1 protein-coding gene is annotated in these 16,846 nt (G+C 68.4%); it reads left to right on the forward strand.

What is annotated here, in order from left to right; genetic code table 11:
• Window positions 1-97: 97 nt before the first annotated feature.
• Window positions 98-16,819: an MFS transporter gene (locus tag GVY39_RS25430; RefSeq protein ID WP_236565670.1), complete on the forward strand. Its 16,722-nt coding sequence runs from the start codon at window positions 98-100 to the stop codon at window positions 16,817-16,819.
• Window positions 16,820-16,846 lie beyond the last annotated feature (27 nt).

Consider the following 16,846-nt stretch of genomic DNA (forward strand, 5'->3'; position numbering starts at 1 on the left):
TTCCAATGGTGGGGATGTGTGGGCGCCGCCAGACCTCGATGCGGTCTATCCTGCGGTTTCGATCCTGCTCCGCCGACCAGGGATGGCTGCCGTGACGATGACGCCGCCGCAGCAATTTCTGGACGATCTGCCGAATTGGTTGACCGACATCGTCTTCGGCAACGAGGTCCCCCAGATGCGTGGGGAGTCGGGGCGGCGGTCGAGCGCGGCGTGGGCGCAGGCGGGAACAGAGTACGACGATCTCGCGCGGCGGTTGCGCGAAGTGGTCGCGGCATTGCCGGATGCGGTGCGTGGTGAGTTCGGGGACCGTATCACCGCCAGCGCTGTCCCCATGTGTGAGGTCGCCGAGGATTCGGCGAAGTTCTGTCACAGCATGAGCCGCCATACCGATCGCAGTGCCGCCGACAGCGACAAAGAGGTGTACGTGATGTACGCCTTCGGCGCGTTGACGTTGTATCAGCTTCTGCTGGCTGGTGGTGTGCACCCGATCCGGGGGTTGCACATCCTGACAGCCGCGCGGGCGAAGCATCTGACGGCGTTTCGGGCGTTTGTCGCCAGTCGATTGGGCGCGGGCGCGGCCGCGGCGGTCGAACGAGCGGGGCCGCTGCTCGCTCAGGTGGGTGGGTTCGCGATAGCCGCCGGTGGTGTCGATCTCGTGGTACAAGCCGGGCAGATTGCGGGGACCCTGGACGGTCATCGCGACAGCGTCGACTGGAATTCGGTTCTCCTCGCCACCGCGACGGGCGGCGGTTCCGCGCTGGGTGGAGTGCTGAGCGGGTACGCCGCGCACGCGGTCGTCTCCCGTGCCAACGCTCCAGTGCTGCTGGGGCGCGCCGTTGTCGGGGTGGTATCCGGGGTCTTCGGAGTCATTGGTGGCGCGTCGACCGCCGCGGCGCTGACCGGTGAGTTCCGGCTGTCGGCGTCGGCTCTGGTCAGTGGCGTGGCGCTCGGGATGGCCGGTGCCGGCCTGCACGCGCGGGCGCGCTCCGAACCGCCGCCTTCGCTGGCGAGCCACGAAAGAGCCGGACCACTCGCGGATCTCGTCGCGCGGCCGGACGCGCTCGGAACGCGCGAACTCCGTCCGGCGGACGCCGAACCGGTGCGCAGCTCGGCGGCCGATGAGTCCGGGATAGCGGTCGGACGTCCTCCGGATCCCGCCGAATCGGTAATCGCCGGTCACGGTGACAAGGACACCTCGCGCCCAGCGGCGGACGGCAGTGCCGTGGCGGACCGGGAAAGCGCCACGGCGTCAACGGAACCGGTCGGCGATCCGAATGCGACGTTGTATGAGCGAATCAACGCGCTGCGCGATCGCGAGTTCGCCGAGACCGAAGCCGCGGCCGCCGGTGCGGTGGCGGCGCCGGCGAATATCTCCGAGAGCATCGGTGGGCGTGCGTCCGAGACGCCGACCGTTCCCGGTGCCGAGCTCCCATCTCCGTCGCCGAGGGAAACCCCTGCGGGACAATCCAGTTCGAGCGTAGCCCCGACGGCTCCCGATACTGAGATCGCCGCGTCCGGGTCGGTGGACTCACCCGCGGGTCCGGACCTGCCGGGGACTCGGCACGACACGGAGTCCGTCGCTGACCTCGCGGCGGCCGATAGCATGGTACCGCAACGGGATCCCGCCGAGGTGGATCGACTCGTGGCGGAGCGCGACGATGCGCGCGCCGAACTCGCTACGCTGCTGGGGATATCGCCGCAGGAGCTGCGCTGGTGGGGGCATGAACCGGTGGCCCGGGCCCTCGACGAGAACAACGCCTGGCAGGCGAAGCTGGCTGAGCAGAGCTCGTTTCGGGCAGAGCCCGGCGTACGGGAGCGCGAGCTGTCGAGCCTCGGCCAACGCATGGCCGTCAAGGTGCGAGCCGGCGTGGCGGAGGCGCGCGCGTTGGCGTCGGTGCTGCAGTGGGCGCAACAGTTCGAGCCGGCCGGGCAGCCGACGGGTCGCACGAACGGACAATGGCCGGCGGTGCGGGCCGCAGGTGTGGCCGAACGCGTCCCCGAAGTCGGACGCCTGTTGGACGGGGTGGAGCGGTACCGGGCCGCCGATGCCAGGGTCGCTGCCGTCGATCCGCGCGCTGCTGACGGAACATGGGATTCGGCTCATCCCCGATACCGTGCGCCCGACCCCAGGGCAGAGGTAACGGGCACCGCGCCCGCCGGGGCCGGCGCCGCAGGCCTGAACCCGACCGGTCCGGGAGGTGCGGGGGCCGGTCGGGAAACCGCGGTCGGCGCAGCGCCGAGCCGCGACGAGACCGCGGCGCGGGCCGGAGCGGACGAATCGCTCGGCGCCGATCCGGTTGTGCCGGTGCCGGAGCAGATCCAGCAGCTCGGCGCCGCCGCGTCGGCGGAGGCGGTGTCGATGGTGCGGGCCGCGGATTTCGCGGTGCTGGGACAGGAGTCGACGCGAGCGGGCTCGGCGTTGGCGCGCTGGCTCGGGTTGTCGGATACCGAGTTCTATCGAATGAGCCCGACTCGCCTGCGTGCGGCGGTCGAGTTCCAGGTGGAGCGGGCGGAGCGGTTGCCGGAATGGGGGGAGCAGGCGCGCGCGTCCGCGGGTGAGCTGATCGGCGATACGGTGCGCCGGGGCATGGCGGCCGATGCCGCGAACGGGGGTGGCCCGGTCGGTGACCCGGTGAATCCGGCACAGACACTGCCGGCGGAACTGCTCAACAGATTGCAAGAGTGGGTGGGAGAGAACGCCGCACCGATGCAGCGGTGGATGGAGGTGCACGCCACCCGCGACCGGCTGCTCGACACGCCGGCGTTGATGTTGCGCCTGGAATCCGTTCCCGCGGATCCGGTGCCGGTGCGGGGCGAGGTCGTCCTGGATCCCGCGCTGAAGCCGGTGCGTGAGCTGCGGGATCTGGAAGCGGTCGAGACGCGGGTTGCGAGCCGGATGGCGGTGGGTGCACTGACGCCGGAGGCCGCTGCGGTGTTGGCCCGAAGTGGTTTGGCGCCAACGGTTCCGGCGGGTCCGATACCGATGTCCGTGGCGGGCACACCACCGTCCGGTGTGGCGCCCGCCACGGCCAGGGACAGTTCCGGCAGCGACGGGACCGGCCCGTATTCGGCTCCGGAGCCATCGGGTACCCGACCGGCGAGCTCGTCGAGTTCGGCGGCACTCGGACGTCATCGCGCCGATGTGCGGACGAGCGAGGTGGATCCCGCGTGGGCGGCAGCGGTGGAGCAGGTGCGCGACGCTCGGCAGCGGGAGTTGGCGGAAACTGCTGCCGCGCAGACTGATTCCCGGGACACGTCGACCGCCCGGACCGATGTGGCGCCCTCGGCGAAACCATCGGGCACGAGCGCGGCGGCGAATTCAGTCGACCCCGCGCCGACGAGTTCCGCGGCATCCGAATCCAGCACCGGCCACGGCGATGCCGCGGGCCGGACGAGCAGTACTGAGTCGGCATCCGCTCATGGCGACGGTCACACCGCGTCGCAGACCCCCACGCCGCCCGCGAAGGAGTCGACGGCTCCATCGAGTGCCGTGATACTCGGTGCCGGCATGGCTGCCATGGATGACGATGAGTCCACCGGTCCGTCTGCGCCACTGGTGGACTCGAAGTCGGCGACCACTCCGCTGGAGCCGGTGCCGGTGCCCGCCGTGGCATCGGACGACGCCGCGGACACCGTGCCACGAGTCGCGGTGAGCACGGGCGAAGTGCCGGGCGATCCGGCGGATCTGCGCCGCTCGCACGCCGAGGCGACGGCGCGCGCGGCCGAGCTGTTGGGGGTCGCACCCCAGGAATTGAGGTTGTGGGGCCGGGAACTGCTCGAGCAGGTGATCGACCGGTTCACGGCCTGGTCGAGCCCGTCGGGTGGTGACGGCTGGAATCAGCTGAGTCCGGCTGCACAGCAGGGACTTCGGCCAGAAGTCGGCGAGTTGTTCGGCCGGCAGTTGCGCGAAGTCGCGGAAGTGCATCGCCAGGCGGCGGCCGCGCTGGATTGGTTGCGCGCGGCCGAATTGGTGCCGGATGGCACGGCTGTCCCGGTCGAACAACGGCTGGCGGAACTGCGGCGGCTGGCTGATGCGCACGGCCCCTCGTCGCCGTTGCACGAAACCGTCGACGTTCTGGATCGCTATCTGACGCTCGATGACCGGGTAGCGGCCTTGCCGCCGGAGCCGTTGATAGAACAGGCCGCAGCCTCGGACGATGCCGCCAAGACCCTGCCGCGAGATGTGCCGACGGTGCATGACGAACCGGACGAACCTGACAGACCGGTCGACGTGCGGCAGTCGCATGCCGAGCTGGCGGCGCGGGCGGGCGAGTTGCTGCAGGTGGCGCCGCAGGAGCTGCGGTTGTGGGGCCGGGCACTGCTAGAGCGAGTGATCGATCGGTTCGAGTTCTGGTCGAATCCGTCGGGGTCGGATGGGTGGAGCCAGCTCAGCCCGACGGAGCAGGCGGGGCTGGCGCAGGACCTTCCGACGCTGTTGGGTCGTTGGCTGCGCGACCTCGCCGAAGCACACCGTACGGCGGCGCCGGTGCTGGATTGGCTGCGCACGGCCGGACTGGAACCGGACGGCACGGCTGTTCCCGACGGCCGACGGCTGGCGGAACTGCGGCGGCTCGCTGCCGAGCAGGGGCCGTCGGCGCCATTGCACGAATTGGCCGACGTCCTCGACGGTTACCTGAAGATCGACGCTGAGGTCGCGGCCATGCCACCGGAACCGATACCGGCACCGAACCTTTCCGCCGATCGCTCGAATGACGTGCTGTCGCCGTCGGCCACGCCGACGAGTTCCGCCAGGCCACGTCAGTCACTCGGGGAGTCGTGGTGGTTCGCTTCCCCGCTGCGCGGGGAATGGATCGAGGTAGGACACACGCTCGGCGAACAGGCACGCACACTCGCCCGCGAGCACGGTGTCGAGGTCGATCACTGGGCATTGCGGTCCGATTCCCCAGAGCTGGCCCGGTTGCGTGCCGAACGTGCCGCGCGGACCGCGGGATTGGCTGAGCTGATCGGCATGTCGGCCGAGGAACTGACCCTGCGGCGGATCGACGAGGTACGTGCCGAGGCCGCGGCCGAGATCGAGGCCCGGTCCGCGACGCAGCCACCCGGAACGGCGGAGCGCGTGATCGACCTCGCCGAGGCGTGCTTGCTCATGGCCGCGCTGGCCGGTACCGCCGCCCGCTTCCACTGGTTGTCGTCCCGGGTGGGGGCAGCCGTCCCGGGCGGATCAGGAGACGACCAGCGCTGGCTGGCCCAGGTGATCAAGCTCGGTCCGGCCGAGCTGCACAGGCGCATGCAGGTGCTGGGCATCCCGACCCGTCCGGTGTGGTCGAGCCCGCCGGTGGCGTCGTCGATGCCACCGCGCGCGGTGTCCGCCCCTGGAACAGTGGATTCGCCTGGGCGGGTGGTGCGGCCGGACCGTCCGGCTGCCGCCGGTGGACGCGGACGGCCGACTGTGGTGCATCGGCGGCCGAGCCCCTCGGACGCCCGGCCGGTGACCGCGCGAATCACACCGGGTCCCGGCCGACGGCGGCCACTGGCGCCGATCGCCGGAACCGGACTTTCCGGAACCCCGGACGGCGCGGGCGAGATTCGCCCACCGGATGTGCTGCCCGGCTCGAAACCGATCGATTGTGCGGTGCACACCTTCGGGTACCTGTCGCAGGAGAACCCGAACATCGCCGAGAACCTGGCCGGCGCCGCACCGACGCCCGATCCCGGGCTCGGGGGGACGGACGGTACGCAGCTGCTGAAGGCTTTGGGCGGCAAGCGCTGGGTCCAGTTCCGCACTTGGCTGAAGATCGTGGACCTACTCGACAACCTGGGGCCCGGCGCCGCCGCCTATGTGGTGATCGAGAGCAGGCGTGCCCGCCGTATCTCGGGCACCGGCCATGCGCGACTGGTGTTCCACGATCGGGCGCAACCTGGCGTGATCAAGTGGCGTGACCCACTGGTCGAGGGTGGCGCGAAGCAGTTGTTCGAGCCAGGAAAGTTCTTCCCCTCCGGCGACTTGCTGTTCGCCGTCGTCTACGGCGCCGACGGCGCCGTGTATTCGGTCCCCGAGGAGTCGACCGGAATCAGCGACCAGACGGGCTCGTCTCCGCGGCGCGCGGTCGCAGGCGTCGGCGACGCGAGGCACCCCGAGGGCGACCTGGGTGACCATGTGCGGTGGTTGCGCGCCGACGCGGCGGCCGAGCTCGAGCGGCAGGCGGTGCTTGCGCGGGACACGCTGTCCGATATCGATCTGACCCACGAGGTGCACGGTGTCTCGCTGGCTCGTTTGCGCGACCGGATCGAGCACATCGATGCCGTCGCCGCGGCGCTGGCCGAGGCGGCGGCGCAGCACCAGCGGGCGGCGGCCGAGCTCACCGCGCGCATCGTCGAATGCCGAAGCATGGACGACGAAGCCGGCTATCGGGGACCAGGGCAGCTGCGGGACACTCGGATGCTGCGCGACGACGTCCGGAATGTCCTGGCGTCCTTGTTGCGCCGAACGGATCGATCGGATGCCGAGGTGGCCAACGCGACGGCGTGGCTGCGTGAGCTCGACGCGGTCATCGACGCGGCCGCGGCCTACGAATACCGTGGCGACCTGCTCGAGATGTTCGAGAGAGAACTCGCGGACCTCGACCTGCGCGCGCGACTGATCCATACCACCCGGTCTGAATTCGCTGCCGAGCCCACCACCGCCGACCCGGCACCCGACCTGCTACAGCGGCTGCGCGACGAGCACACGGCCTTCGACGACCGCCTGCATGGCATCGTGCACCGCTACGTGGATCGAGGCCACGCCGACCCCGGGCGGCATGTGACACAAGCACGGCAGCAGGCCCGTTTCGACGCCGATGATCTGACCCAGTGGCTGCGGCAGTCCGCTCCATTCCGCCGATATCAGTTGTCGGACAGGGAATTCAGCGAGCTGCTGCGCCCGGATTCCGCAGCAAGGGCGCAGTGGCGACATGCCTTGATCGCCCGGCAAGATCAGTTGATCCGATCAGTGCCGTACGAGCCGGAGCCGTTCGCGAGCGAGCACGACCGCATGCGCTCGATGGCGGAGGATCTGCGCCACCGCGCGGACTTGCCGGCCGAATCCGCTGTGATGTTCGAGGATTTCGACGCTCGGTTTCTGGTGCTGAGCACACTCGAGGGTATCGACCGTGTCGAGCGTCGGGTCGAGCGCATCGACGCGCTGGGCGCTGTGTTGCGAGATCTGCGCTCATGGCTCGCCGCGGCCAGGGCACAGGGGCAGACCGCCGACATTCTGGCAGCCGAGTTCGATCGCATCGCCACCTCGGCCCATCGATTCGCTCGCTTGGCCGACGAGCAGTATCGGCTGCCGGAATCGGACGACGTCGTGTTCTCGTCGCTTGCCGCGATGCGTGGGTTCCACTATTGGCAGTTGCGGCCGGGCCGGCCGGAACACCAGCGCTTGAAACTCGACCTGGAACTGGTTCTCTCGGCGTTGATTTCGTTCGTGGGGCGAGAGGTTGAGCTCGACGAATCGGCGCGATTGGCGCAGCGCTATCGCGAGCGGTGGGATCACTCGGACCATGCCGCGAAGTGGCTGCGCACCCAACTGCGATCGGTCCTCGGACGGGCCGTCGATGGCGTCGACGGGGCCGTGCTGGCCGAGCTCGCGCAGCTGTGCCGGGACGGGACCGATCCGTTCTCCGATTCACTGCGCGATTACCTGCAGTCGATGTCGGCGCGCTGGTATCTGGATCTGCGCGCGATCGCCCGGCAAGCCGACCTGGCCGAGGAGCACCGCCGCTTGGATGCCGAGCTCGACCACGTCCTGCTCGGCGCGGTACGGCGGCTGCGTGGGGCGCGGTACGGCGACGATCGTGACTCCCGTCCGGTGGAGCGCACGTTCACGCTGGGAAAACATTTGGCAGGCCTGCGGGACACCGCGGTGCGCACCCGCGCCGCCGCTGCCCGAGTCCTTGCCGCCAGCGGGCGAGCGGTGGGCGTCGACGCGGTGTGGCACGTCACGCCCGGTTCCGAGACGCTGCGGCGGTTGGACGGCCGTCTCGAGCGCGCGCGTACGCTCCTGGCCGAGCTGTGGCAGTGTGCCCCTGCCGCGGTGACCGGTGACCTGGTCGACCAGCGACATGCGGAGCTCGAATCGATCTCGAACAGCACCGCCGAGGCCGAAGCGATCGCGGAGATCCGCGCAGTCGAGCCGGTGGTCGACGCCGCAAGGCAATTCCATCGGTACGACGCGTGGGCGCGGGCCATCGATGCCGTGGATGAGTCGATCAACGTGGCGCGCTGGGAGGAGGCGCACAGCGAAACAGCACCCGCGGACGATGCCGCGGCGCTGCGTCGGCGCGCGAGCCTGGCCGCATGGACAGCGTCGCTGATCCGCCGGGCCCACCTGCTCGATGACGCCGCGTCGGCTCGCGCGGCGGCCGTCGCCGCCGGGCGGACCGCCGAGGTCGAGTTGCGCGATAGCGACCTCGATCGGCTGCTGGATGCGGTGGCGGCGGAGATCGCCGAACGAGCGGCGCGGCTGGACGGACCGGTCGGCTCCACCCCGGACGGTTCCGCCGCGGACACGGAAGACACACCGCAGCCGTTGCCGCCGGACGCCCGGCGCGCGGTTGTTCGCAGCGTCGACCGGCAGCGCGCCGAGCTGCGCCGGCAACTCGATGACCTGCTCCGGCCGCTGGCCATCGATTCCGCCCAGCTGCTCGATATCGGCTCGCCGGTGTGGGCGCACTGGTCGGCACAGCACGGGCAGGCGCGCGATGACCTGATCAGGCTGCTGTGGCCCGAGGTCGAGCCCGGCCGGGTGGCGGACTGGTGGTTGCACCGGATGGTGCTGCATCGGCGGGAGCTGGGCGACATGCCTGCCGAACTCGCCGCGACGGCGCAGCGTTTCATCGAGTCCCACGCGGTGTCGGAGTTGCTCGACGCTATCGGACGAGCGGACCGATGGGCCCGCACGATCGAGACGGTGGAACAGGAGCTGACGTGGCGGTCCATCGAACGCCGTCGGCGGGCCGCAGCGGTGCGCGAGCTGCGCCGGGCCCCGGAAGGCCTGCGTTCACCAGGTGCGCCGGTGCCCGACATCGAGACCGCGCTGGCTTCGATGATCAAGCAGGACGACGTGTTCCAGCGGATGGACGGCCAGCTCGATCGCCTGTATCGGCTCGGCATCGCCATCGCGGATGTGCAGCGGCGGATGCGCTCGCTCGCGCCGACCCGTGCGCGATTGCTCTCATCGATGCTCGAATACGGTATGGCGGAGCCGGACTCGCGGCCGGCGATGCTGTTCGGGAATGCTCGATTGACCCACTTGGCCGCACGTCCTCTGCCGGAGCCACCGCGTGCGTCCGGCGTCGCCGGGCCGGAACGCGACCTGGGTGAGCTGCTGTGGGAGTCGAGAATGCTCGCCGGGCTGGACGACCAACTGTATTGGCTGAACGCCGATCTGGAAGCGTCCCTGGACGAGTTGACGTCGGAGCTCGCCGGTGTACCTGCCGCTGCGGCCCGGCCGCAGGGACAGGTCGTGGAGCTACCCGGCATCGGCTTGATATGGGGTGCTTTGGACTGGGTGCGCGTCGATGTTGCCGCCCGGCGTCGACTCGCTGTCGCCGCACTCACCGCGGGGCCGAGCGCGGAGTTCGGCATCGACACAACGCGACTGGACACCGGCCGCGACGGTGAGTGGGGATTGACGCGCCTGAACACGCTTCGTGCGCAGGCGGCAACCGTGCCGGCGCAGGCCGAGCAACTATCGCGACTCGATACCGCCATCGGCCTTGTGCGCACGGTGATCCGGACGACCGCCCAGGTCGACGCGATCGACATTGTGGCGGCGGCACTCGATGACGCGAACCGAAGGCTGGATCGGATCGAACAGCGGTTCGCGCGCCTGTCGGCAGACCACCTCCTGCGGCACCCGCTGGATGGCCGGGCGATCCGGGCAACAACCCGAACGCAAGCGCACGCACTGCGTGACGCCGCCTTGTGGTGCGGTCAACCGTTGGAACACGCGGGCTGGGATGTGCGCCCGGATCAGTTGCGGCAGCGAATGAATACCGCACGGGCCCAGCCCGATACGGACGTCGGCGCCAGCGAGATTCGCCTGGCTGAGGTTGCCGAGCGGTATCTCGGATTGCGCGGCCTCGAGGACGTGTTCGACGAGCGAAGTCAGCTGATCCAGTGGATCGGCAGTCTGAAGTCCCGGGTGCTCGCACTTTACCACAACGTCGCCTTCCGACACATCGCCGAGCGATGGTCGGACATGCAGCGGAACATGCCCCGCAGACCGGCCGACACCGTCGTGGCCGAGCCGACCCGACCCGGCAGGACGCCCGATCGGCCACGGCGGCTGCGGCACATGCTCACTCGAGCCCTGCATCAACTGGTTCACACGCTCGGTCCGAATCTCGTCCACGACGTGCACAAGCAGTCCCGCGTCCCGTCCGCTCAGCTGGATATGCACCGGGTCCTGCTCGCGCTGATCGAACTTGACCGGCTGACGGTGCGTTATCCGCAGCTGGGCACCGACGCCGTGGTGCGGCGAGCCCACCGCTGCCAACGGCTCTGCCTGCTGGTCGCCGCGGCCGAACAGACCCCTTTGCTCGTCGAATCCCATGACGATGACCAGGAATTCGGCAAGCTCGTGCGGTCCACCCTCGCGTTCGCGGTCCGCCAGGGCGACGAGGACGACGATCTCCCTCCCATCACACTCCCGCCCACCGGCCACGACCTCAATCGCTGCGCGAGGCTGGTGCTGGAAATGCACCAGCACGAAACCGGTAGGCCGACGTCGGGCGATCTCAGCGATACGGGCTTGGGCGGGGTACTGGCCGGGCGCTACCTGCGCGCGCTGGGTGCCGGTCGCCCCACCCGCTATGCGATCGATCCTGATAAGCCACTGCGGCGGGTCGTGGCGGCGCTCGACGAGTTGGTGCGGGATATGTCTGCCGCGAACCGTTCCGGTGTCTCGATCATCACGATCGAGGGCACGCACGCGGCGGACGAACACGGGGTGGCCGCACACACGCGTCGCTGGGTGTACCGGTGCGACGAGCAGGGCAACAACGCCCGTATCGAACTGCAGGATCCAGGCAAAGCGCTGTTCGGCACCCCGGACGAGGACAAAACGAACGCGTCTGACCTGACCGCGATCTGGGCCGTTGCGTTCGACAAGAACGGCAATCCGTTGCCGTTGCCGGGCGGCGATGCCGAGGGACCGCCGCAGCACATGCGGGTCGGCCGAAGCGATGAGCCACCGCCGTCGGTCCGCGGCGGCATCGATGGTGTGCGAGAACCCTCGAGGGCCGAGCGAGCGGCGCGGTTGGCCGAATTGCTCGCTCGGACAGAACCTCTCGACCGTGCCGAGATGGATACCGTCATCGATGACGCCTCGGTTCTTCATCCGAAGGAGTTCGGCGACTGTCTCGCTCAGTTGCCCGGCGGGCAGCGCGAGTGCTTCACCCTGCGGTACCAGGACGGACTCAGCGAAGCGGAGGTGGCGACGCAGCTACACAAGACGAGAAAAGCGGTCTGGCTCGTCGAGCGGCGCATGGTGCGGCAACTGGTGTCGTTGCTGCGTGAAGAGCTCGGGCGCGCCGGCCGATTCGCCGAGTTGCTGAACCGCGTCGGGTCGCTGAGCCTACCGGAGGCGGCGGCGTTCGTGCGTGACGCGCTGGCGCTGCATCCCGAGACGACGGACCGTTGCCTCGCCCAGCTGGGCGACGAGCAGCGCGAGATCGTGCAACCGAGGTTGCTCGACCGGCTCAGGAAAGGGCCGGTCACGCGGCTGGATAATCCGGTCGGGGACATCCGGACCGCGGCGGTGTGGCGGATGGTGGACTTGCTGCCCGCTGAGCTCGAGCGGCACGCACGTCTCGTCGAGCAGGTGAAGCAGGCTGGTTCGCTATCTATCTCGCAGGCATCGGCGTTGATCGAGACGGCGTGCGAGCTCCGTCCGAAAGCGACGACCTGGTGCCTTCCTCAGCTCGACGACGCGGAGCGCCGGTGGGTGGAGTTGCGGTATCTGGAGGGACTCGGCCGGGCGGAGGTGGCGACGCGGCTCGGCGTCGCCACTGAATCGGTCGAGCATGCCGAGACGAGCGCGGTGCTGCGCTTGCTCGAGGTGCTTCCCGGAGCGCTCGATCGGCCTGCGCGATTCGCTGAGCTGATGGTCAGGATCGACTCGTTGAGCGATGCGGAGGCTGGGACGCTGGTCCGCATCGCGCTGGACATGCACCCGGAGGCAGCCGACCGCTGTCTGGCTCGGCTGCCGGAAACGGAGCGCGAGTGCATCAGGCTGCGATTCCGGGACGAGCTCACGCGAGCAGCAGCAGCGCCGCGGCTGAAGAAGCCGAGGCAGGCGGTCGAACAGATCGAAGCGTACGCCGCGCAGCGGTTCGTCCAGCTGCTGCCCGACGAGCTCGATCAGCGTCGGCGGTTCGCCGCGATGGTGGACCGTGTCGGTTCGCTGACTCGTTCGGAGCAGTCGACATTCGTCCGCGACGCGCTCGACCTGCGTCGCGAGGCGGCGGACCGTTGTTTCGCGCAGCTTCCGGCCGGGCAGCACGAGTGTGCGCGGCTGCGCTTCGTGGCGAAACTCAGCAGGAAAGAAGTGGCAGACCGGCTCGGCACGACAACGGACGCGGTCAAAAAGTCCGAGGGTGCCGCGGTGTCGCGGTTGGTGCAGTTGCTGCCCGGTGAGCTCTATCCGGTTCGGCGATTGGCCGGACTGTTGGATCGGGTGGGGTCGTTGACTCTGGCGGAGGCGATGACGCTCGTCCGCGATGCGCTCGCGCTGCATCCGCAGGAGACGGCCCGTTGCTTCGCACAGCTGCCCAGCGCGCAGCGCGAGACGCTGCGGCTGCGATTCATGGACGGCCACAGCCGGGAAGCAGCGGCGGCGCAGTTGGGCCTGACGGAGGGCAGGGTTGCGCACTCCGAGACCCAAGGCGTGTGGCGGCTGGTAGCGCTGCTGCCCGGTGCGCTCGGTCGTCCGCGTCTGGCCGAGTTGCTCCTTCGCGCGGGTTCGCTGACCCCGAACGAGCGGTTGGCTGTGGTTCTCGAAGCAAATGCCGCGCATCCGGGAGTGATACGGAACGGCCTGAACCGGCTCGCCGAGGACCGCCGTCGATGCGCCGAATTGCGCATAGTGCAGAACCTCAATGACGATGAAGCGGCGGCGGAGCTGGGCACCACTGTCGCGAGCGTCATGGCCCTCTACCAGCATGCCGAGCGGCAATTGGTCGAATGGCTTGCTGCCGAGTTGATACCCGATCCCGCGGCATTCGATTCGGCGGTCGAGTGGGTGGCAGCGATCGCTGTGTTCCATGGTGAAAGCCGCGAGAGTTTCTCGGCCGCAATCGGGCGCCATCATGTGTGGCTCACTCAGGCGCTGGCCATGAACAGCGACCTTCGCCTGGTGTCGTTGCGCAAGGTGCGTGATGCCGGGTACATCTCGAATGCCATGTTGCGAGGCGCTATCGAGAATTTCTACCTGCGGCAGCAATATCGCGTTCCGGCAGAGGCCACCGAGGAGGCGAAGTTCTGGGAACTGATAGATGCGCCAGTTGGCTCGGACAAAGAAAAATCTATCCTGGATAGTATCTGTCGGAAGTTCGATGGGATCGCGATAGCCGCAGAGAGTAAATGGTGGCGGCGCTGGGACCGCGATCATGGTGAACTCGCCCAGTTCTTTCGCCGGGTTATTTTGGGGGCGGCATTACAGCATGTTCCTCCGTTCTCGTTCAGTGTGCACGCATGGGCGAGTTGCCGGACCGCCGTCAACAGGTATTACGTCGAGGTCATTTACGCGCACCTCGACTATGAGAACGCGACCCTGGTCAGCAAGGTCGACAGCTATATCAGTAAGCAGCTCAAGAAGACGGGGCATGAGCCCGACGATGAGGAGATCGCTCGGGCATTGGGTCTCACGGTGTCGGACGTGGTCGACGCGAAGCGTATGGGCGCGACGTCGGAGACGTCGATCGATGCACCGGTACGGTCCGACAAGCCCAATTCGAGGGCAATCGACATCGGGGATCCGGCCCGGCCGGAGACCGACGATGTCGAGTTCAGAGATGAGCTGTTGCTGGCTTTGGCGGATATGCCGAATCCCGCCCTGGCGGCAGCGTTGGTCGAGCTGTGCCATGTGCGCGACATCCCAGTGGCGGATGTCGCCGGCCGATTGCGGATCGACGTCACCGCCGCCCAGGCACTTCTTGCCGAGGCGGCCGAGCGGCTGCGGACCGAGGAATTCCGCGCGCAACTGGTTGCCGTGCGAACTCGGCGCATGATCGATGAGGTAGCGGACGCCTCGGTTGCCGCGGAGGCGGAAGACGGGCGGCCCCGTCATGCCGTTGACGACGGCACGGTGCCGTATCGGCGGCCGGACGGTGCGATGCACGATCAGTGTGGGCGGCGGGTGCTGGAGTTGCACGGGATGCGGACCGGCCGGTCGTTCGTGGTGCCGGAGCCGGACGGTCTCGCGGGTTCGTCGTTGAAACGTCTGCTCGATGCGGTGGGTGGTCGGCCACAGTGGTTTGCGGTCGATCCCGTGCGTCCGCGCCGGTTGATCGACCGGGCTTTGACGGAGTTGTTGAGGTCAATGGATTCCGCTGCGCGCGAGGGTGTTTCGCTGCTGGTGGCGGAGATCTGGCAGATCCCGGATGGGGACGGCGTGATGGGTCATCTCGATCGCGCCGAGTATCACTGTGCCGCGGACGGAAGCAATGGCTGGCTCGAGGAACAAGATCCGGGTAGCGGTCGGCTCGGTCGATGGGGCGATTCGGAGACAGGGACAGAGCTGGCCGGTTACGTAGTGTCGGCTTTCGACCCGCACGGTGAGTCGGTGCTGCTTCCCGGGACAGCCGTTGTCGATCTACACGATCGCTTCCGGGTCGGTCGGTCCGACGAGGAGCGGGCGTCGAAACGTGCCTTCTTCTTCCTGAAGTGGATTCGTGGATTGTCGCGATCCAGCAGTCCGAAGAAGAAGGCGGACGCCACCCTGAAACGGTTGAACACCGGTTCGATCAGTTCGAACCTGACCAGCGTGGGTCTGTCCACCTACAGTCCGCTGCTCGTGCAGCAGCTGAGCAACTCGATGCAGTTGGCAGGACTCACCGCATCGGCCGGGCAATTGGTGACGTTGCTTGCCAAGCCCGCCGCCGGGTATATCGCCGATCGGTTCGATAACCGCCGCACCATCCAGATTTCGTCGACAGCCGGGCTTGCCACCTCGACAGCGGCCGGTGCGGCCGTCCTGCTGGGTCTTCCCGGTGCGGTGCCCATAGTCATCGGGTCGGCTCTCGCAGCGGCGGCGACCAACACCGTCGGGGGCGCCGCAACGACAACCTATGGCCGGCGCTTGGTGGATCAGGACCAGCAAACAAAGGCCGTGACGATCTCCCTGGTCGGCCGGCAGACATCCGCGACGGCGGGTAAATTCCTCGTTCCGGCCATCGGTAGTGTCTCGCCGGCGCTGCCCTTCTTCGCCGACGCCGCAACCTATGCGCTGTATCTGGAACGGCTGCGGAAACTTCCTTCGGTGCGGCCGGATCCGGCCGACAGGGTCGGCCTGCTCGACGGTGCGCGCGCGATGTGGGCAGATTCCTACCTGCGTGGCAATGTGCTGCTGCTGGTTCCGTGGAACATCGGAAACGCTATCGGGGCAATGCAATTGGTCGATTTCATTGCCGCGTCCGACTATGCGGCTCAGCTGGGCGGCTTGGCACCGCTGATGTCGGGTTGCTTGCTCGCCGCCGGAGCGGCGGGGACGCTGCTGGCGGTCATGACCGTACCGGAACGAATTCGCGAAAAAATCAACCTGAAAGTGTCGGATCCCCTCACCATGGTGGCCGGCGGCGTACTCGCGACATCCTTTGTGCTGACGCCGAATCCGTGGGTGATCCTGCCGCTCTCGATCGCCGTCGGAGCAGGCAGCATGCTCAGCGCCGAACGCTACTTCTTGTACCAGCAGAAGATCGTGCCGCAGAAGATGATCGGCGGCGCGATGTCGGTGAACGGTGTGCTCGGCGCCATCGGCAGCATGGTCGGCGGGGCACTGGGCGGATTCCTGCTGTCCACCGCGGGCGCCGGGATCACGGGCTGGCTGGCGAGCGGACTCTTCGCCGCGACATCGGTTGCGTCCGGGGTGCTGGCTTACGCCACTCGCGGGCGAGCAGTGCACGGCGTCGGTTCCAGCACGACCACCGATCTCTCGGCACGCGACGTTGCCTGGTGGTCGGTCGCGACCGATTCGCGGACCGGCGGCCGGATCAATTTTTGGGATTGGGAGGCGATGCGAGACGAGCTGCCTCCCGCAAAACCGGTCCAGCGGCCTCCGGTGGACATACGCCAGCTGAGGCCGGACGACTGGCGGCAGGATCGCACGATTACGCTGACAGCGCTTGCCTCGGCGCCTGAAGCGTTCGAGGCGACGGTCGAGCAGACGCGCACGTTTTCCCCCGATGAGTGGCGCGACGGCGTGCAGCGATCGCTGGCAGCGTTCGTCGCCTTCCAGGACGGCGTACCGATCGGCAAGGTGGCCGCGACGGCGTACGACGATGCGGATACCGTCCAGCTGGCCTCGCTGTTCGTCGTGCCGGAAGCCCGCGGTCGTGATGTCGCGGACCGCTTGATCCGATCGGTGGTGGATTGGGCATGGCGGCAGGGCTTTTCGAGGGTCGCCGTGCGGGTTCGAGAAGAAGACGAGCGTGCCCAGCGGGTTTGCGGGCGGAACAACTTCGGGTGGTCGGGGCGGGAGGGGGACGGTCCGCGTGGCCGCTGGATCGAAATGCATCGTCTGCTGGGGGAGGCCAGTTGGATCGAGTACACCCCGACGCCGGTCGCCGTCCAGCCCGAACCGGATGGAAAGTAGCTCGACCGGCTCTGCCACCCGTCGTGC

Source organism: Nocardia sp. CY15 (assembly GCF_009829295.1).
GTDB classification, from domain to species: Bacteria; Actinomycetota; Actinomycetes; order Mycobacteriales; family Mycobacteriaceae; genus Nocardia; species Nocardia sputi.